The following is a 19,509-nucleotide window of genomic DNA, read 5'->3' on the forward strand; positions in this document are numbered from 1 at the left end:
CGATGACCACCCCGATCGTCACCCCGGTCGTCACCCTGCTCGTTGCACTGCTCGCTGGCTGCGCCGCCGCTCCGGCCGGCGATGTGCCAGCCGTGCAAGTGCCCGCGGCATGGCGCAACGACACAGGCGTCGAGCCGGCCGCGCCGCTCGAAGCCGCATGGTGGCAACGCTTCCGCAGCACGGAGCTCACCACCCTCATCGCGCAAGCGCAGGCCAGCAGCTTCGACGTGGCCGCCGCCGCCGCGCGCGTGCGGCAAGCCCAGGCCCAGGCCCGCATCGCCGGCGCCGCGCTGTTGCCCGACGTCAGCCTCTCCGCCAACGCGCAACGGTTCAAGGAGCCACAGGAAACCGTCTCTGGCTTCTATACCGCCCAGCTGTTCGCGAGCTATGAAATCGACATCTGGGGCGGCAACGCGGCGCTGCGCGACTCGGCGCGCGCCGCCTGGCTCGCCACGACCTATGCGCGCGACGCCGTCACGCTGACCGTCGTGGCCACGGTGGCCAACACCTATCTGCAAACCGTGGCCCTGCGCGAACGCGTGACCATCGCCGAGCGCAACCTCGAGAATTCGCAGCGCATCCTCGCGCTCGTGGAATCGCGCGCGCGCGCCGGTGCCGCCACGCCGCTCGAACTCGCCCAGCAGCGCGGGCTCGTCGCCACGCAACGGCAGGAGCTGGCCCTCCGCACGCAGCAGGCGCGCGCCAGCCTGGCCGCGCTGGCCGTCGTACTGGGCAGGCCCGTCGAAGGCTTCGACATCGCCGCCACGACGCTCGACGATATCGCCGCGCCCACGGCGGCCACGGGCGTCCCGAGCGAACTGCTGGTCCGCCGCCCGGACCTCGCGCAGGCCGAACGCGCACTGGCCGCGGCCGACGCCGATATCACCGTCGCCCGCGCCGCGATGCTCCCCACGCTGACCCTGACCGCCGGCGCCGGCGTGGGAGCGGAACATGTGCGCAACCTGTTCGACACCTCGCTCTACAACCTCGCCGCAGGACTCGTCGTGCCGATCTTCAACGCCGGCCGCCTGTCCGCGGGACGCGATCTGGCCGTCGCGCGCAGGGAGGAACTGCTCGCCGCCTACCGTGGCGCGATCGTCAACGCCTTTGGCGACGTGGAAACCGCGCTGACCGCGGTCGACGGCGTGGCAAACCAGCGCATCGCGCAGGCCGAGGCGCTACGGCAGGCACGCGAGGCCGCCCGGCTATCCGAGTCGCGCTACCGCGCGGGCGCGGAAACGCTGCTGACCGTGCTCGATGCCCAGCGCACGCTGTACGCCGCGCAGGACCAGTCGGTCCAGCTGGGCCTCTCGCAACTGCAGGCCAGCGTCGGCCTGTACCGCGCCCTGGGCGGCGGCTGGTCGGCAACGCCGCGACAGACTTGAGCGCGAAATTTCAGGGAAAACCCGCAGGACTGGCACGCCACTTGCTCCATTTGTCATGCTTTACAAACATTTTGGAGTTCGTCTTACCATGGCATCGCAGTTCCCGATCGCGCGCACCTTGATGGCGCATACCCGCACCACTCTGAACCTCGTTCTCGCCGCGGCCGGCCTTGCCGGTGCACTTGCCGCTCCCGCCGCCCTCGCCGAATACCCGGAACGCCCGATCCAGCTCGTGCTGTCGTTCCCGCCCGCCGGTGCCACCGACGTGCTCGCCCGTGCCGTCGGCCAGCGCCTGTCGCAGGTCCTGCATCAGCCCGTCGTCGTCGAGAACCGCCCCGGTGCCGGCGGTGCGATCGGCCTCGGGTACGCGGCCAAGGCCGCTCCCGATGGCTACACGCTCTATATGGCCGCCGTGAGCAACGCCGCGATCGCCGCCGCGACGTATAGCAACCAGCCCGCGAACCTGGCCAAGGACTTCGTCCCCATCGCCGGTATCGGCACCGTGCCGCATATCCTCGTGGTGCCGGCCTCGCTCCCCGTCAAGACCGTGCCGGAACTGGTCAAGTACCTGAAGGCCGCTCCCGGCCAGTACAACTTCGCCTCGCAGGGCTCCGGCACGCTGTCGCACCTCGAGTCCGAACTGTTCCGCCTGCGCGCGGGCGTGGACGTGATTCACGTCCCGTACAAGGGCAGCTCGTTCGCGATGCCCGACCTGATGGCCGGCCGCGCCGCGATGATGTTCGACAGCATTCCGTCCGCGCTCCCGCACGTGAAGTCCGGCAAGCTGCGCCTGCTCGCCGTGGCCTCCGACAAGCGCGTGAAGTCGCTGCCCGAAGCCCCGACCATGATCGAAGCCGGCATCCAGGACTTCCGCGCCGACAACCTGTTCGGTCTGGTCGCGCCGAAGGGCACGCCGCCCGCCGTCATCGAGAAGCTCGCCGCCGCCACCAGGACCGTGCTGGCCATGCCCGACCTCGTCGACACCATGGACGCACAGGGCGTGCAAATCGCCTATACGCCGAGCGACAAGTTCGGCCGCATGATCAGCGAGGAAATGCGCGACTGGAGCAAGGTTGCACAGGCCGCGAAGGTCAAGGTCGACTGATACCGCCTGCAACGATCGCGTATGATCGTCCTTCGGCCTCTCCCCTTCGGGAGAGGCCACTGCATCGGCCCCGCCACGGGGCCGTCGCCCGTTCGTCTTCTCACCGCCACCGTTCATGACCACCTTCTGGGACTTCCCCTATCCGTCGCGCCGCGTTCCGGTGCTCGCCGACAACGTCGTTTCCACCTCGCAACCGCTGGCCGCAGCAGCCGGCCTGCGCATGCTGGCCAAGGGCGGCAACGCCGTGGACGCGGCGCTGGCCACCGCCATCGCGCTGACCGTCGTCGAACCCTGCATGAATGGCATCGGCGGCGACGCGTTCGCGCTGATCTGGGATGGCAAGCAGATGCACGGCCTCAACGCGTCGGGCCGCGCGCCGCGCGCGTGGACGCCCGAGTCGTTCTCGCGCTATAGCGCCATGCCACCCATCGGCTGGGATGCCGTGACCGTGCCCGGCGCCGTGTCGGGCTGGCGCACCACGTGGGAGCGCTTCGGCTCGCTGCCGTTCGAAGACCTCTTCGAACCGGCCATCGAATACGCGCGCAACGGTTATGTCGTCTCGCACACCGTGCACCGCCAGTGGCAGGCACAGGTGCCCGTGCTGGAAGGCCAGCCCGGTTACCGTGAAGCGTTCGCCCCGCGCGGCCGCGCGCCGCTGCCCGGCGAGCGCTTCGTGTGCCCCGGCCAGGCAGAAACGCTCGAGCGCATCGCGCGCAGCAAGGGCGACGATTTCTATCACGGCGAGCTCGCGAAGAAGATCGCCGACCATGCGCGCGCCACGGGCGGCCGCATCGACGAGGCCGATCTCGCCGCGCATCGTGCCGACTGGGTCGAGCCCATCAGCATGCGCTATCGCGACGTGACGCTGCACGAGATCGGGCCGAACGGCCAGGGCATCGGCGCGCTGATGGCGCTCGGCATGCTCGAACACTGGGACGTCGCCGCCGCGGGCCGCGATAGCGCGCGCACGATGCATCTGCAAATCGAGGCGATGAAGCTCGCGTTCGCGGACCTGCACGCGTACGTCGGTGACGTGGATGCGATGCGCGAGGCGGGCCGCGTCACGCCCGAAGCGCTGCTCGACCCCGCCTATCTGGCCGAACGCGCCAAGGCGATCGATCCCGACAAGGCGTCGTACCCGGGCCCGGGCAAGCCGCATACGGGCGGCACCGTGTACCTGACCGCCGCCGACCGCAACGGCATGATGGTCTCGTATATCCAGTCCAACTTCAAAGGCTTCGGTTCGGGCGTGGTGGTGCCGAACACGGGGATCGCGCTGCATAACCGCGGCTGGGGCTTCAATCTCACGCCGGGCCACGCGAACCAGGTGGCACCGGGCAAGCGCCCGTTCCATACGATCATCCCGGGCTTCCTGACGCGCAACGGCGCGCCGCTCGCGTCGTTCGGCGTCATGGGCGGGTCGATGCAGGCACAGGGCCACGTGCAGATGACGAGCCGTATCGCGGACTTCGACCAGAATCCGCAGGCGGCCAACGACGCCCCGCGCTGGCGCGTGCTCGACGACAACGTCGGCGTGTCCGTGGAAGCCCACACCCCGCGCGAGACGCTGGAAGGGCTGCGCGCGCGCGGGCATTCGGTGGAGACGGCCGCGCCGGACAGCCTCGACTTCGGCGGCGCGCAGATGGCGATGAAGATGGAACACGGCTACGCGGCCGCGTCCGACTATCGCAAGGACGGCTACCCGGTCGGCTTTTGATGGCTGGCTTCATCGTGCTGGCCTGAGCGTGCTGGCCTCACATATGCGTGTGAGGCCAGAACACCGCCATCACGATCCCAAGCATCAGCGCCCACTTTAGCGTGTAGTACACGTTGCGGTTCCACGCCTTCAGGCGCTTGCCGACCATCCGCACCGCATAGATGTACTTGAACGCGCGGTTCAGTCCGCCGGTCGCGTCTCCGCGCTCGTTGGGCGATGCGGCCGCGCGCATCAGCGTATCGCTGATCGCGCGATTGACGCGCTGCGCCCAGCCGAACCGCAACGGCCGCTCGATATCGCAGAACAGGATGATGCGATCGTGCGCGGTGCCGTTCTTCGCATGGTGCAGAAACGTCTCGTCGAACACCACATCCTGCCCATCGCGCCACGAATAGGTTTCGTTATCGACGGTGATCGAACACAGGTCGTCGTTCGGCGTGACCAGTCCCAGGTGATAGCGTAGCGAGCCCGCATAGGGATCCCGGTGCGGAAACAGCTTCGCGCCTGGCGGCAGCCGCGCGAACATCGCGGCCTTGACCGACGGCAGCGCGTTGAGAATCGCCAGCGTGCGCGGGCACGCGGCGATCGCCGACGGATGCGGCGTGTCGTACCACTTCAGGTAGAAGCGCTTCCACCCCTGCCGGAAAAACGAGTTGAAGCCGATATCGGTATAACCGGTGGCGGCCTGCAATCGTTCGTCTTCCGCTAGCGCGAGCGCCTCCGCGCGAATGGTCTGCCATTCGCGGCGAATGATGTCTAGCTCGGGAAAGTGTTCGCGGGCGATGAACGGGGTGCGCGGGACGCTCGAGAATGCGTACGCAAATCCATTCAATGGGGCCAGGAACGTGGAATGATCGAACAGCTGGCGGAAGAAGCCATGGCGCGCCTTGCCACGGAAGTGGGTGTAAAGGGCGCTGGCGATAAAAATGAGCAGGACAGCCCAACGCATGGTGCAACCTCGACGACGGGATCGACATTTCTTATGTGTCAGAAATCTTAATCCCGTGGACGACAGTGCATCCTTGAAGTGCGCAGTCAGTGTGCGACGTTAACCACAGAAGACGGCATTTGCGAAAGCGTTGATCGATTAATGAAAAGGTTACCCGAGCGGCAGCGCGGTGCTGTACAGCACTTGCTTGAGCGCGAAGCTCGACCGGATATTCGATACGCCTGGAATCTTCGTGATGTGGTCGATGATGAGCCGCTCCAGCGCTTCCACATCGGGCACGATCACCCGCAGCAGGTAGTCCGCGTCCCCGGACATCAGATAGCACTCCATGACCTGCGGCAGCGCGGCGATGCGCCGCTCGAATGCATCGAGCGTCTCCCGGCGCTGCTTGTCGAGCGAGATCTGGATAAAGACCACCACCTTGAGGCCGAGCCGCCGCGCATCGAGCAGCGTCACGCGGCGCGAGATCACGCCCTGCTTCTCCAGGTTCTTCACGCGCGCCAGGCATGGGGAGGGCGACAGATTCACGCGGCTCGCGAGTTCGACATTGGTCAGGCTACCGTCGCGCTGCAGTTCGCCCAGAATCCGGATGTCGGTGGCGTCGAGATCGATGTCCAGCATGTTGCGCTTCCGAAATGAGGTTGTCCGGCATTCTATGCTGGAATCGGATCACGATGCGGCCTATTGCGGTCAATGCTGCGGTGCAAGGCACCCTAGACTCTCGCTAAGGGATTTCCCTAGCCAATACATCGTTCCGGAGCCGCATCATGTCCGCCCACCCCACCGCCGCCTCCGCCGGCGCCGGTATCCGCAAGTTCCTGCCGCTGATCGGCGCCGTCGTCGTCTGGGGCGGCAACTGGCCCGTGATGAAGTTCGGCTTGTCGCATATCAGCCCGCTGTGGTTCGCCACCGCGCGCTTCGGTTCGGCGGCGCTGCTGAGCGTCGTGGTGCTGGCCCTGCTCGGCCGCCTGCGCTTTCCCACGCGCCAGGAATGGCCGCTCGTGCTCGGCGTGGGCCTGCTGCAGATGGCCGCCTTTACGGCGCTGGCGCTGTGGGCGTTGCAATACGTCGCGCCCGGCCGCGCGTCGGTGGTGGCCTATGCCACGGCCATCTGGGTCATTCCGCTGGCATCGCTCGTGCTCGGCGAGCGCCCGTCGCGCGTGCAGTGGATCGCCACGGCCATGAGCTACGCGGGCATCGCGGTCATCGTGTTGCCCGCCGTGACGCACTGGGAGTTGCACACCGTGGTCGGCCTCGCAATGCTGCTCGGCGCGTCGCTCGCGTGGGCCGTCAATATCATCCAGCTGCGCGCGAACCGCGGGGTCCGGCTCGGCGCCGACATGATTCCCTGGCAGACGGCCATTGCCACCGTACCGCTGCTGTTGCTGGCCCTGCTGCGCGACGGCGTGCCCGACGTGGGCGCCTTTGTCGATATCTGGCCCGCCATCGCCTATACCGGTCCGCTTGCGACGGCGCTGACCTTTATCCTCGTGCTCAATATCACGCAGACGCTGCCGCCGGCGGCGACATCGATCGCGATGCTCGGCGTGCCTGTGGTCGGCCTCGTGATCTCCGCGGCGGTCTGGCACGAGCGCATCTCGGGCGACCTGTCGATCGGGCTCGCACTGATCGCGCTTGGCGTGGTCACCACGGCGCTGGCGCCGCGGTTCGCACGCGCGGCGCGTGCGTAGTCCCTGCGCCCGCGATCATCGCGGCAAATCAGGGCCGCAAATCAGGGCCGGTTCGATACCACCACGCGCTTGTAGTCGCGCGCCACCACATACATCGGCACCTTGCCCGCAAGCTGCTGGTAGGTATCGGGCGACATGACGGCCAGGGCCGGCCCCGCGTCGCGCCACGCGGTCTCGAAGGCGGCGATCGACGGCATCCAGCGCGACGGCTCCACGCTCGTGCCGAAGCCGAGTTCGTCCGCCTCCGCCACCATCGTGAGCGGATGCCGAACGTAGAACGGCAGCGTATGGTCGAGCATGCGCACGCCATACAGCGGCATGCCCGGCGTCAGGTGTCGCGCGACCACGGGCGCGATATCGGCGCCCGATAACGGGCGGCCGACCGTATCGTAGCCAAGCAGGGCCACGGTAAACGCGACGTACATGCCCACGCCGTAGCTCGCCATGCTGCCCGTCAGCCTGCCGCGCGCGGCCAGCCACCATGCCAGGACCACGCCCGCCAGCATCAGCGCGAACGTCGCCGCGACCCAGATCGCATACGTGCGATAGAACAGGCTCGGAATATTGTTCGCGTTCAGCGAGCCGACGATCGGGCTTGCCATCAGGCATATCGCCGCGACGATCCCCGCGCCGATGAGCTGGCGCCGCCATGCGCGCAGGTCCAGACGGTCGAGCGCGACGGCCGCGAGGATCGCCAGTGCCGGCACTACGGGCACGATATAGCCCGGCAGCTTGGAACGCGAGAGGCTGAAGAAGACGAAAATGGCGATGGCCCACACGCCCACGAGCAGCAGCGGACGGAACGTGCCGCGCTGCGCGACCACGGTCTTCGACCGCATGGCCGTCCACATGCGCGGAAACAGGCCGGCCCACGGCAACATCCCGCCGACGATCAGCGGCACGAAGTACAGCAGCGGACCGGAGCGCGAATGCACATTGGAGGTATAGCGCTCCCAGTGCTCGTGGATAAAGAAGAAGTGCAGGAACTCCGGATTGCGCCGCGCGATGAGCCAGAACCACGGCACCGTCACCGCGAGCAGGATCGCCAGCCCGGCGACCCAGTGCATCCGGCGCCAGAGCGTGCCGTCACGCGCGACCAGCGAATAACAGACGAGCACGAGGCCCGGCAGCGCGATGCCGACCAGCCCCTTGGTCAGCACGGCCACGCCCATCGTGGCCCAGCAGAGCAGCATCCAGCGGCCGCGCGCGGCCACGCTGGCATCGGGATGCTGGGCCATCAGCATCGTCGCCAGCGTGCAGGCCATCGCGCCCGCGAGCGTCATGTCGAGCGTATTGAAGTGCGCGGCCGTGCTCCACATCGGCGCGCCCAGCAGCACGATGGCCGCGAGCCAGCCCGCGCGCGCGCCGAACCAGCGCCACGTGGCCAGCATCGTCATGCCGATGCCGAGCAAACCCGACAACGCGACGCACAGCCGCGCCTGCCACTCGCCCACGCCGAATACCGTGTAGGCAACCGCCGTCACCCACATATGGAACGGGGGTTTCTCGAAGTACTTGAGCGCGTTGTATCGAATCGTGACCCAGTCACCGGTGGCGAACATCTCGCGCGAGATCTCGGCATAGCGGCCTTCGTCGGGGCCGATCAGATGGCGCATGGCAAGCGTGCCGAACCAGACGGCGAGCACGGCGGCCACGGCCGCGCCGATCCACCATAGTGCGCGACGGTCCACGCCGCCCCAGCGTCCGGCGCCGGCCGGCGGCATTGCGGGGTGCGGCAGCAGTTCGGAAGTCCGTGTCGAGCCCGAATGTGACGGAGGATGCAACATGCGCGCGCCAAAGCAAGAGGAGGGAACGCGCAGCGTAGGAGTTGAACCTTAGTGGCACATTAAGCAGGATCAAACTGGTACGCTTTCGTCACCTGCCGTTGCACAATGTCGCAACACACGTAGCAAATCACCGAGAAATGAGAATTCTTATCGTCGAAGACGACGCCATGCTGGGCGATGGACTGCAGCGCGGACTGAAGCTGCTCGGGCACGTGGTCGACTGGTTCTCCACGGCCGCCGCGGCCGATCACGCGGTGGAGGTCATGGAATACGACGCCATCGTGCTGGACCTCGGGCTCGACGAAGATGACGGCGGCGAGTTGCTCGCGCGCTGGCGCACGCGGCGGCGGACCACGCCGGTCATCGTGCTGACCGCGCGCGACGCGGTGGAAAGCCGCATCAGCCTGCTCGACGCGGGCGCCGACGATTACCTCGTCAAGCCCGTCGCCATCGACGAACTGGCCGCGCGCCTGCGGGCCGTGACGCGGCGCGCGGCCGGCCAGGCGGAGCCCGTCTGGCGGCACGGCCCGCTCGAGTTCAACGCGGCCTCGCGGCAGGCCAGCTGGCAGGGTCAGTCCGTGGAACTGACCAGCCGTGAAGCGTTGCTGCTCGAACTGCTGCTCACGCATCCGAACCGCGTGCTGACCCGCGACTTCCTGCGCGACAAGCTCTACGCGTGGGACAAGTCCGCGGAGAGCAATACGCTCGAGGTCCATATCCACCATCTTCGGCGCAAGCTGCATCCGGGCATCGTGCGCACGCTGCGCGGTGCCGGCTATTCGCTCGGCACGCTCGAGGCGATCGGGGCCGACGCATGACGCTGCAGCGGCGGCTGATCCTTGCGGTCCTGTTTGCCGCGGCGCTCGCATGGACGCTGACGAGCGCGATCATCTACGTGAGCGCCCGCGAGGAGATCAACGAGCTCTACGACACCGACATGGTCCGCATGGCGCAGCAGATGCAGGCCGTGCTGCCCATCGTCGATATCGCCAGGCTGCCGCGGCCCGCGCCGCCGTCTTCCGAACCCGAGCCGGGCGACGAGGACCTCGGCGACCTCGGCAGCGCGGGGCTCGGCGAGCTCGCGATCGCGGCCTGGCGGCCCGGCGGCGAACCGTTGCATATCGATCCGGACGGCGACCGGCTGCCGCGCGCGCCCCATATCAAGGGGTTTACAGAGGCAACGATCGACGGCGTGCAATGGCGGCTTTACTACCTCAACGACAGCGCCGTCGGCTGGCGCGTATGCGTGGGCCAGGTGCTCGCGGAACGCGAGGAACTGATCTTCGCGTATCTGGAGGCACAGGTGCTGCCGTGGATCCTCGGGCTGCCCTTGCTGACACTGCTGCTGATCTGGGGCGTGCGGCGCGCATTGCGGCCCGTGTACACGCTGTCCACGCAGCTGGGCACGCGCGCGGCCGACGACCCCACGCCGCTCGACGTGGCATCGGTGCCAGGCGAACTGGTGCCGCTCGTCACCGCGATGAACCAGTTGCTGTCGCGCGTCTCGGCGGTGCTCGATCACGAGCGGCGCCTGACCGCCGATGCCGCCCACGAGCTGCGCACGCCGCTGGCCGCGCTCAAGGCGCAGTGGGAGGTCGCGAGCCGTTCGCAGGACGACGCGGAGCGCACGCGCGCGGGCGCGATGGTCGAAGCCGGCATCGATCGGCTGAGCCGGCTCGTGAACCAGTTGCTGACCCTGAGCCGGCTGGAGGAACATGTGGCGCCCCGCCATCCCGAGGCCGCCGACTGGCCCGAGATCGCCAACCATGCCTTGTCCGATTGCCTGCCGTTGTCCGCCAGCCGCGACGTGGACGTGGAACTCGTCTGGCCGGCCGAGCCCGAGGTGCCGCTGCCCGTGACCGGCGAGCCGGCGCTGCTCGGCACGATGCTGCGCAACCTGCTCGACAATGCGCTGCGCTACAGCCCGCCGCATACGCTCGTGACCGTCACCTTCCTCCCGGACCGCATCGAGGTGGCCGACTGCGGGCCCGGGGTGCCGGCGGAGATCCTGCCAAGGCTCGGCGACCGCTTTTTCCGCGAGGCCGGCCGGCGCGAGCATGGCACCGGGCTCGGCATCTCCATCGCGCGGCGCGTGGCGGCGCTGCACGGGCTGCGGATCGATCTTTCCAATCGACTGGCGGTTGAAGGCACAGGCCTCATCGCCACCATCCGCCGCGATGGTCCCGGTCACAATCCGGCCCGATAATTCCGCCCATGACGACCGACCGCACGCATATCCAGCCCGAAGCCGGTTCCCGCGACAACGACGGCGCGTGGGCCGTGTTCCTCGTCTTTCTGCGTCTGGGCCTGACGTCGTTCGGCGGACCTGTCGCGCACCTCGGCTATTTTCGCGACATGTTCGTGCATCGCCGCCGCTGGCTCAGCGAGCATGCCTACTCCGATATCGTCGCGCTGTGCCAGTTTCTCCCGGGGCCGGCCAGCAGCCAGGTCGGCATCGTGGTCGGCCTGTCGCGCGCCGGATATGCGGGCGCGCTGGCCGCATGGCTCGGCTTTACGCTGCCTTCCGCGGTCGCCCTCATCATGCTCGCGCTCGGCCTTGCCGAATACGGTGCGACGGTACCCGCGGGCCTGCTGCACGGCCTCAAGATCGCGGCCGTCGCCGTTGTGGCGCAGGCGGTCTGGGGCATGGGCAGCACGCTGTGCCGCGGCGTGCCGCGCATCACGCTGATGGGACTCACGGCGGTGGTCGCGCTACTGATGCCATCGCCATGGACGCAGATCGCGGCGATCGTGGCCACGGGGGCGATCGGCGCCATCTGGCTGCGCGATGCGCGCGTCGCGGACCACGAGCCGCTGCCTGTCGTCATCGGCCATCGCACGGGTGCAATCTTTCTGTCGCTGTTCGCCATCCTGCTCGTCGCCTTGCCATGGCTCGCGCATGCCGGTGGCCCGCTTGCGATGTTCGATGCGTTCTATCGCGCGGGCGCGCTCGTCTTCGGCGGCGGTCACGTCGTGCTGCCGCTGCTGCAGGCCGCCGTCGTGCCGTCGGGCTGGGTCGACAACGATGTGTTTCTCGCCGGCTATGGGGCCGCGCAAGCCGTGCCGGGCCCACTCTTCACGTTTGCCGCGTTCCTCGGTGCCTCCATGCGCATCGCGCCCACTGGCTGGTCTGGTGGCCTGCTCTGCGTCGTGGCAATCTTTCTGCCATCGTTCCTGCTCGTGTTCGGCGCGTTGCCGTTCTGGGAAGGACTGCGCCGCAGCGTCGGCGCGCGTGGCGCGCTGGCCGGCGTCAACGCGGGAGTGGTCGGGCTGCTCGTCGCCGCGCTGTACGACCCTGTGTGGACCAGCGCCGTGCACGCGCCGTCCGATGTCGCGTTCGTGCTGCTCGCATGGATGGCCGTGGCGATATGGCGATTGCCGCCGTGGTGCGTGGTGCTCGCGTGCGGGGCGGCCGGGTGGGGTCTGGCGTGGTACGCCTGACCAGACGGTTTCATGCCGTGGCGGCCATGGCGCTGGCCACCGGCATCGCGGGCTGCGCGGGCGCACCCGCCGCGGCACCGCAGGGTCCTGTGACGACGACGATCGATGTGGTGGAGCGCGACTGGCACACCGATATCTGCGTACGCACCGACGATGCCGGCCCCGATATCACGGTGTTCGCTGCCGGCTACGACGGCTCGCGTTTCCTGTGCTTCGGCTTCGGCGACCGTCGCTATGTCCTGTCGCGCGAGCGCGATACCTGGACAATGCTGTCCGCGCTGTTCCCCGGCGATGGCGCCGTCCTGCTGACCGTATTGCGCGACACGCCGGCCGCGGCGTTCGGCGCCGGCAATGTCGTGCGGCTCGGCATCGATCAGGCCGGCCTCGCGCGCCTGCGCGCGTTTCTGGTGAGATCCGTGCAGACGGATGGCGCGGGTGCGCCCGTGCATCTCGGCAAGGGCCCCTACGATGGCGGCCTGTTCCTCGGCGCGAAGGCCACGTACGCGGGCTTCTACACCTGCAATACGTGGACGGCGGAAGGATTACGCACGGCGGGCATACCGGTCAGCGGACCGGTGTTGTTCGCCAGCGGGGTCATGACGCAGGTGCGTGCGCTGGCGGAGACATCCGCGGCGGCATCGCGCTAGCAGGGGCCCGGACTGCAGACCGTGGTGCTGCTGCCCGGCGGGGGCGATACCACGGTCGTGCGCGCGGGCGGCTGCGGATCGCTGCTACTGAACGATACGCAGCCCGCGAGCGAAACAGGGACGATCAACAACAGCAAGAACCTGGACATGACGTCGCTCCCACATGATGTTTTGTAGAAAGTATAGGCAGGCGGATTTCGGTTTCGCCATCCGCCCTTCTCCTACAAACGCCACGCCACACGACGTGCCGGCTCAGTCCTGCAATTGCCCCGCACGGCGCTTCACGTCGCCGAGGTCTCCCTGTACCGCGGCCGTGATGCGTCGGCCATAGTCGGGATCCGCCCGATAGAAATGACTCAGCATGATCTGCCGGGTCTCCGTGTCGCGCACGGCACCGAGGTCGGCGGCAAGATTGCCGATCAGGTTTTCCCTCTCCTGAGCGGACAACGCGCGGTAGTACTCGCCGGCCTGCCGGAAATTCGCGGTCTTGCGAATACGCGCCTGCTGCGTCGTGCCTTCCAGCCTTGTCTGCACGGACTTGTAGCGCGCATCGTCCACGTAGGCCCCTGCCTTGCGCGAAGGCTGATAGTTGATATCGCCACGTGCCGCCACACGATGCATGCCAACGCCATCCGCGTTGTAGTTGCGCACGGGCGCGTGGGGCCGGTTCACCTTCATCGCCTGATAGTTGGCGCCGAGCCGGTAGATCTGCGTATCGACGTACGAGAAGAGCCGCCCCTGGAACATGCGGTCTTCGGACGCTTCGATGCCCGGTACCAGATTGGAGGGCGCGAACGCCGACAGCTCGGTGGTCTCGAAGAAGTTATCGGGCACCTTGTTCAGTGTCATGGTACCGAGCTTGCGCGCCGGGACGCCGGGCCACACCTTGGTGGCGTCCAATGGATCGAAGTCGAAGCCTTCGAGATCCGCGGGCGTCAGTATCTGCGCATACAGATCCCAGCGCGGAGGTTCGCCGCGCGCAATGGCTTCGTACAAGTCGCGCGTCAGGTTATTGAACTCCCGGCTCTGGATGCGCGCGGCCTCGGCACGCGTCAGATACTTCTCGCCCTGCTGGGGCCGCCACTGGAACTTGGCGTAGCGCACCTCGCCCGCGTCATTGACCAGCTTGAACGCATGCACGCCATTGCCCGGCATCATCCGGTATGACGCGGGGATGCCGAAATCCGAGTACAGCTGCGTCAGCATGTGCGTGCTCTCGGGCACATGGCTGAAGAAATCGAAATAGCGGTTCGGGTCCTGGAGGTTGGTGATGGGCGACGGTTTCAGCGAATGCACCATGTCGGGAAACTTGATGGCATCGCGGATGAAGAACACCGGCGTGTGGTTGCCCACCAGATCCCAGTTGCCCTCCTCCGTATAGAACTTGGTGGCAAACCCGCGCGGATCGCGCACCGTTTCCGGTGACCCGGCCGGATGCACGACCGTCGAGAATCGCACGACGACGGGCGTGATCTTGCCCGCCGCGGAGAGTAGCCGCGCGCGCGTCAGATCCGAGAAGTCGCCGGCCGACACGAACTCGCCTTCGGCCGCCGTGCCGCGCGCGTGCACCACGCGCTCGGGAATGCGCTCGCGGCTGAAACGCTGGAGCTTCTCGACGAGCTGCGAGTCCTGCAGCAAGGTCGGACCCGACGGTCCCGCGGTCTGGGAGTTCTGATTGTCGCCGACCGGAGCGCCGTTGTCGCGCGTCAGCGTCTGCGCGGACAACGATGGAGCAGAAACCAGCGCGCAGGCAATACCGGCACACGCGAAAGCGTGACGCCATTGCAATGAAATTGGCATGGGGACCTCAAAGGAATCGCCTTGCGGCGAAAGATGAGGGGGCGCGCCAACAGACTAAGTTCGTATCGCCCGCATGGCCATTTGCATTTGCCAATGCGGCCCATGTATGCCGCCAATCGCGTTCGTCAAACGACGACGGCCCCGGTGAAACGCCGTTCACTGGGGCCGTCGTGACGCAACGTCAGGTCAGAAGCGGTGACGCAGCCCCACCAGCACGCCAGTCTGGTTCGCGCCCGCCACGACCGTACCCGCGCCGGACAGGCCGAGGTTCGAACCATCCTTGTTCTTCGTGTAGCCGATGTTCAGGTACGCATCGGTACGCTTCGAGAACGCGTAGTCGGCCGACAGCACGAACATCCACGGATCGGCACCGCTGTTGTGGGTGTCGGTGTAGTACGCGGCGCCAGTCAGCTGCAGGGCCGGCGAAATACGATAGAGACCGCCCAGCCAGTACAGGTTGTTGCGGGTGGCCGTGGCCGTCGCGCTGCCCACGCCATCGTCACGCATCCAGCGGTAACCGGCGAACACCTTGGCCACCGTGAAATCGTACGAACCTCCGATGGCCAGGCGCTTGGCAGCCCGGTCGGAGAGCGCGGTCGTCGCGCCCTGGAACTGGTCGTAGGCCACGCCCACCGACACCGGACCCGTGGCGTACGACACGCCGGCGCCGAAGTTGCGCGCGGCCTTGTAGTCGCCCGGGATTTCGCCGTTGTTGTCGCGGCCCGTGCTGTAGAAGCCGGTCGCCGTCAGGCCGCCGAACTTGCCCGTGTACTTCAGTGCGTTGTCGGCGCGGCCATTGAACAGCGAGTCCACCGCGTTCAGCGAGTAACGCGGGCCGACGCCCATCGGGTCATAGGCACCGAACAGGTCGTACAGCGCGTTCTGCTGGCGGCCGAGGGTCACGGCACCGAACGAGCCTTGCAGGCCCACGAAGGCCTGACGGCCGAACAGGCGGCCGCCCTGGCCCGACAGGCCCGTGTCGATGTCGAAACCGGACTCGAGCTGGAAGATCGCCTTCAGGCCGCTGCCGAGATCTTCGGAGCCGCGCAGACCCCAGCGGGAGCCCGACATGTTGCCGGACGTCACGCGTGCGACGGTCTTGCCGTTGCCGCCCGGCACGTGCGTCGCGACTTCCACGCCTGCATCGGCGATGCCGTACAGCGTCACATTGGTGGCCGACTGCGCCATGGCGCCACCGGAAATGGCGCAGGTACCCGCTGCGGCCGTCAGAGCAAGGAGAGCTTTCTTCACTGTTTTCTCTTTCTGTTGATACGAGGAGGGTCCCGCCCCGGGTCCTGCGCGCGGGGCTCGCATCGGCGTGAGCCGGTGCCCGCGTGGGACTGCGTGTGTACGGAACGGGTCGAATTGTGCGGAGCGTTTATGAAGACGATGTGTCGATGACGCCTCCGCGTACCCCCGAAACGGGGTATATCCGGCACAAAGTGCTCACCGGCCGCGCATTCCCGACAATTCGTGACCTGCGATTTGGTAGGATGCGGGGTTTTCGTTTCGGCGAGCGTCATGCGCCTGGATCAGTTCAAGACCGTAGTCCTTCCCCGCTTTGCGTTCCTTCAGCGCCTGCGCCATCCGACCCGCCGCGGCATCCTGCTCGCGGCTGGCGCCGTGCCGGCTGCTTTTCTGCTCTATGTGCTGTTGCTCATCCCGTTCACGCCGGGCATCAGCGATATCCGCAAGGCGAAGTCCGAGCAGCCCGCGCGCGTGCTCTCGGAAGATGGCAAGGAAATCGCGGTCTATCGCTGGGCCAATCGCGACTGGGTCAAGCTGTCCGAGATCTCGCCCAATGTGGTCAACGCGCTGATCGCCACCGAGGACCATCGCTTCTACGACCATCACGGGCTGGACTGGCGGCGCACGGCATCGGCCGCGCTGCATACGTTCTCGGGCGATCGCCAGGGCGGTTCCACCATCACCCAGCAGCTCGCGCGCAACCGCTATCCCGACGAGATCGGCCGTGCGCCGACCATGACGCGCAAGCTCAAGGAAGCGATTACCGCGTTCAAGATCGAGGCGCTCTATTCGAAAGACGAGATCCTCGAGACGTACCTCAATACGGTGCCCTTCCTGTACAACGCGTTCGGCATCGAGATGGCCGCGCGCACGTACTTCGACAAGCCGGCGGGCAAGCTCGACGTGCTCGAAGCCGCCACGCTGATCGGCATGCTCAAGGGCAACAGCTATTACAACCCGGTGCTGAATCCCGAGCGCGCGCTCGACCGGCGCAATATCGTGCTGGCGCAGATGGTCAAGCGCGGGCGGCTCGATGCATCGAAGCTCGAGGCGCTCAAGCGGCGGCCGTTGCGGATCGACTTCGAGCGCCAGATCGAGGCGCCCGGCCCCGCGCCGCATTTTGCGCAGCAGTTACGCAAGTGGCTGATCGCGTGGGCCGATCGCCACGACTACAACCTCTATACCGACGGGCTCGTCGTCCATACGACGATCGACGCGCGGCTGCAGGCCCTGGCCACGCAGGCCGTGGCGCGCCAGGGTAACCAGCTCCAGTCGATTGCGAATGCCGCCTGGGGTCCGCGCGCGGGCTGGGGCGAGAATCGCGCGCTCGTGCAGGCGTTCGTGCGCGAGTCCGCCGAATATCGCAATGCCGTGGCGGCGGGTCAGCCCGAAGACACGGTCCTCAAGCGGCTGCTCGCGGACAGCGCCTTCATGCTCGCGCTACGGCAGCAGAAGACGCGCGTGCAGGCGGGCTTTCTCGCCATCGAACCGGCGACCGGCGCGATTCGCGCGTGGGTGGGCAGCCGCGACTTCACGGTCGATGCGTTCGATCACGTGCAGCAGGCGCGCCGGCAGCCGGGGTCCACGTTCAAGCCTTTCGTCTATGGCGCCGCGTTTGCCGCGGGCGAAACGCCCGACGACACGCTCGTCGATCAGCCAGTGGAGATCGCGCTCGCGGGCGGCGAGATCTGGAAGCCCACGGACGAGTCGCCGCCGACCGGGCGCCCGATGAGCCTGCGCGATGGGCTCGTGTACTCCAGGAACACGATTACCGCGCAGCTCGTGCAGCGCGTGGGACCCGATCGCGTCGCACGGCTGGCGCGGGCGATGGGCGTGCGGGACAGCCATCTGGATGCGGTGCCTTCGCTGGCGCTGGGCACGAGCCCGGTCACGCTCAAGGAGATGGTCAGCGCGTATGGAACCATCGCCAATGGCGGGCAGTATGTCGCGCCGACGATGGTGACGCGCATCGAGGACAGCGAGGGCAACGTCCTCGCGCAGTTCTCGGCGCCGCGGCCAGAACGCGCGCTATCCGCGCGCGCCACGGAGACGCTGGTGGATGTCATGCGCGACGTGATCGACCGGGGCACGGGAACGGCGATTCGCACGCGCTACGGCATTCGCGCCGATGTCGCGGGCAAGACCGGAACCACGCAGGACAATGCCGACGGATGGTTCATCCTGATGCATCCGCAACTGGTGGCGGGGGCATGGGTGGGCTTCAACGATAGCCGGGTGACGCTGCGCAGCGATTACTGGGGACAGGGGGCGCGCAGCGCGCTGCCGATCGTCGGCGACTTCTATCAGCGTGCGCTGCGCGCGCGGGCGATCGACGGGCGCGCACGGTTTGCGGAGGCCGACGAGTCGTCGTGGTTCTCGGCGATGACGGGACAGGTCAAGGGCTGGTTCCAGCGCCTGTTCGCGTCGCACTCGGGCGCGAAGGACGACACGCCTCCCGCGCCGCGCCCCAGCCCGCGCCGACCCGTGCTGCCCGATACCGAAGCGGACGCCATGCCGCCACCGGTGGCCGCTTCCAATGCGGCGGCGGATCAGAACGCGACGCCGGACACCGGCGAGGTCGTGGAGGCCGTGCCCGCGTCGGACGCACAAGCCGATACGCCCGCAGCCGCGCCGGCGGACGCGGCGTCGCAGCCCGACGGCGCGGCGAGCCTCTAGCCTGCCTGCGCGCGGAACGGTTCCGAGGGCGGCTCCGACACCGCCTCCCCCGGCAATACCGCAATCGGCCCCAGCCGCAGCGCCCGCAGCGATGCCTCGGACAGCGTCAGCGGCGGCGCGTCCGTAGGCCGGGCCAGCAGGTACCCCTGCGCGAGGTCGAAGCCGATATCGCGGCAGGCCAGCAGATCCGCCTCGTTTTCGATCCCCTCGGCAATCAATGCCGTATGGCTCAGCGTCGCGAGCCGTCGCAGCGCGCGCAACGCCTCGAGCTTGAATGGCGATTCGGCGGCGCCATCGACCACCTCGCGTGCCACCTTGATGTAATCGGGCCTCAGCGCGATCCATTGCCCGAGATTCGCATGTCCCGTACCGTAATCGTCCAGCGCGAACTGCACGCCGCGGCTGCGGATGCTGGCGATGGCGCTGGCCAGCGTATCGAGCGACCCCAGCGGGGCCTGCTCGGTCAGCTCCACGACGATGCGCGTGGAAGGCATGCCCTGCGCGTCGAGAAACGCCCTCACCTCGTGGCGGCTGGCGTCGATCTCGCGGATGGAATCCGCGCTGTAGTTGATGAACAGCTTGCCCGGCAACCGGGCCCGCATAAAGGCCGCGATCGCGATACGCGATGCCAGCCGCTCCAGCCGCACGAGGCAGCCGACGCGCGCCGCCTCGCGAAACAGCGCGAGCGGGCTTTCGAGGGGCGTGCCGGCCGGGCCACGAATCAACGCTTCATAGCCAAGCACCTCGCCAGTGGATAGCGAGCCAATCGGCTGAAATACGGGCCGCAGTCGTTGTTGTTCCAGACATTCCGCAATGCTGGGCATGAGGGCTCGCGAGAAGTCTTGCATCCGTACCGGATATGGATCGTGCTGTGGGCAAATGCCACTCCCACTGTAGGCTATCGGCCCTCCGCCCACCCGACTTGATATCCCACGGGCGTGGGGTAAGTCTGCATGACCCTGCATATCGCGCATAAACGCAGCATGAAGCTTGCACGATGCGAGCAACAAAGCCCCGCCGTCGCGCCGCGCCAGCCCTCAAACGCGCCCTCAAACGCGCCCTC

Annotated in this window: 16 protein-coding genes; 10 read left to right on the forward strand and 6 right to left on the reverse strand. The window is 67.5% G+C overall.

The features are described 5' to 3' along the window. The first annotated feature begins 2 nt into the window (after nucleotides 1-2). The 3 genes from AAHB16_RS04615 to AAHB16_RS04625 all read left to right on the forward strand — a co-directional run bounded on the left by AAHB16_RS04615 (nucleotide 3) and on the right by AAHB16_RS04625 (nucleotide 4,207). A complete protein-coding gene (locus tag AAHB16_RS04615; RefSeq protein ID WP_342050224.1) occupies nucleotides 3-1,385 on the forward strand; it encodes an efflux transporter outer membrane subunit in 1,383 nt (460 codons plus the stop codon). Between the two features lie 88 nt (nucleotides 1,386-1,473). Continuing rightward, on the forward strand, nucleotides 1,474-2,490 hold the full coding sequence (locus tag AAHB16_RS04620; RefSeq protein ID WP_342050225.1) for a Bug family tripartite tricarboxylate transporter substrate binding protein: 1,017 nt from the start codon (nucleotides 1,474-1,476) through the stop codon (nucleotides 2,488-2,490). A 115-nt stretch (nucleotides 2,491-2,605) separates the two neighbouring features. Then, on the forward strand, nucleotides 2,606-4,207 hold the full coding sequence (locus AAHB16_RS04625; RefSeq protein ID WP_342050226.1) for a gamma-glutamyltransferase family protein: 1,602 nt from the start codon (nucleotides 2,606-2,608) through the stop codon (nucleotides 4,205-4,207). A gap of 37 nt (nucleotides 4,208-4,244) precedes the next feature. Here the strand turns inward: AAHB16_RS04625 and AAHB16_RS04630 are convergent, their stop codons facing one another. Both AAHB16_RS04630 and AAHB16_RS04635 read right to left on the reverse strand, forming a co-directional pair. Beyond that, nucleotides 4,245-5,156 carry an aspartyl/asparaginyl beta-hydroxylase domain-containing protein gene (locus AAHB16_RS04630; protein WP_342050227.1) on the reverse strand — a complete coding sequence of 304 codons (912 nt, stop codon included), beginning with the start codon at nucleotides 5,154-5,156 and terminating at the stop codon, nucleotides 4,245-4,247. A gap of 150 nt (nucleotides 5,157-5,306) precedes the next feature. Then, nucleotides 5,307-5,777: an Lrp/AsnC family transcriptional regulator gene (locus AAHB16_RS04635; protein ID WP_109584085.1), complete on the reverse strand. Its 471-nt coding sequence runs from the start codon at nucleotides 5,775-5,777 to the stop codon at nucleotides 5,307-5,309. Between the two features lie 146 nt (nucleotides 5,778-5,923). Here AAHB16_RS04635 and AAHB16_RS04640 point away from each other — a divergent pair, with 146 nt between their 5' ends. Next, a complete protein-coding gene (locus AAHB16_RS04640) occupies nucleotides 5,924-6,847 on the forward strand; it encodes a DMT family transporter (protein ID WP_342050228.1) in 924 nt (307 codons plus the stop codon). A gap of 41 nt (nucleotides 6,848-6,888) precedes the next feature. Here AAHB16_RS04640 and AAHB16_RS04645 read toward each other — a convergent pair whose 3' ends face one another. Further along, a complete protein-coding gene (locus AAHB16_RS04645; RefSeq protein WP_342050229.1) occupies nucleotides 6,889-8,634 on the reverse strand; it encodes a glycosyltransferase family 39 protein in 1,746 nt (581 codons plus the stop codon). A 137-nt stretch (nucleotides 8,635-8,771) separates the two neighbouring features. Between AAHB16_RS04645 and AAHB16_RS04650 the strand changes: the two genes are divergently transcribed. The 5 genes from AAHB16_RS04650 to AAHB16_RS04670 are packed head-to-tail and all read left to right on the forward strand — an operon-like array spanning nucleotide 8,772 to nucleotide 12,899. Beyond that, the gene (locus AAHB16_RS04650) at nucleotides 8,772-9,452 is read left to right on the forward strand and encodes a response regulator (RefSeq protein WP_150374596.1); all 681 of its coding nucleotides are present in this window, start codon (nucleotides 8,772-8,774) and stop codon (nucleotides 9,450-9,452) included. Then, complete coding sequence (locus AAHB16_RS04655) at nucleotides 9,449-10,840, forward strand: ATP-binding protein (protein WP_342050230.1); 1,392 nt, start codon at nucleotides 9,449-9,451, stop codon at nucleotides 10,838-10,840. The genes AAHB16_RS04650 and AAHB16_RS04655 overlap by 4 nt, the downstream gene beginning before the upstream one ends. Before the next feature lie 8 nt (nucleotides 10,841-10,848). After that, nucleotides 10,849-12,075, forward strand: coding sequence for a chromate efflux transporter (gene chrA, locus AAHB16_RS04660; protein WP_342050231.1), 1,227 nt, complete (start codon nucleotides 10,849-10,851; stop codon nucleotides 12,073-12,075). Further along, on the forward strand, nucleotides 12,063-12,722 hold the full coding sequence (locus AAHB16_RS04665; protein WP_342050232.1) for a DUF2459 domain-containing protein: 660 nt from the start codon (nucleotides 12,063-12,065) through the stop codon (nucleotides 12,720-12,722). The genes chrA and AAHB16_RS04665 overlap by 13 nt, the downstream gene beginning before the upstream one ends. 21 nt (nucleotides 12,723-12,743) lie before the next feature. Next, nucleotides 12,744-12,899: a hypothetical protein gene (locus tag AAHB16_RS04670; RefSeq protein WP_342050233.1), complete on the forward strand. Its 156-nt coding sequence runs from the start codon at nucleotides 12,744-12,746 to the stop codon at nucleotides 12,897-12,899. Nucleotides 12,900-12,974: 75 nt separating this feature from the next. Here AAHB16_RS04670 and AAHB16_RS04675 read toward each other — a convergent pair whose 3' ends face one another. Both AAHB16_RS04675 and AAHB16_RS04680 read right to left on the reverse strand, forming a co-directional pair. Next, on the reverse strand, nucleotides 12,975-14,522 hold the full coding sequence (locus tag AAHB16_RS04675) for a catalase (protein ID WP_150374600.1): 1,548 nt from the start codon (nucleotides 14,520-14,522) through the stop codon (nucleotides 12,975-12,977). A 186-nt stretch (nucleotides 14,523-14,708) separates the two neighbouring features. Next, nucleotides 14,709-15,773 carry a porin gene (locus tag AAHB16_RS04680; protein ID WP_342050234.1) on the reverse strand — a complete coding sequence of 355 codons (1,065 nt, stop codon included), beginning with the start codon at nucleotides 15,771-15,773 and terminating at the stop codon, nucleotides 14,709-14,711. A gap of 270 nt (nucleotides 15,774-16,043) precedes the next feature. Between AAHB16_RS04680 and AAHB16_RS04685 the strand changes: the two genes are divergently transcribed. Further along, nucleotides 16,044-18,446 carry a penicillin-binding protein 1A gene (locus tag AAHB16_RS04685; RefSeq protein WP_150374602.1) on the forward strand — a complete coding sequence of 801 codons (2,403 nt, stop codon included), beginning with the start codon at nucleotides 16,044-16,046 and terminating at the stop codon, nucleotides 18,444-18,446. On the opposite strand, the gene AAHB16_RS04690 is transcribed toward AAHB16_RS04685, so the two are convergent. Then, on the reverse strand, nucleotides 18,443-19,270 hold the full coding sequence (locus tag AAHB16_RS04690) for an EAL domain-containing protein (RefSeq protein WP_223851729.1): 828 nt from the start codon (nucleotides 19,268-19,270) through the stop codon (nucleotides 18,443-18,445). The two genes, AAHB16_RS04685 and AAHB16_RS04690, sit on opposite strands and share 4 nt — an antisense overlap. Nucleotides 19,271-19,509 lie beyond the last annotated feature (239 nt).

Origin of the sequence: Cupriavidus sp. OTU4054 (genome assembly GCF_038440175.1) — a bacterium.
Lineage (GTDB): Bacteria > Pseudomonadota > Gammaproteobacteria > Burkholderiales > Burkholderiaceae > Cupriavidus > Cupriavidus pauculus_D.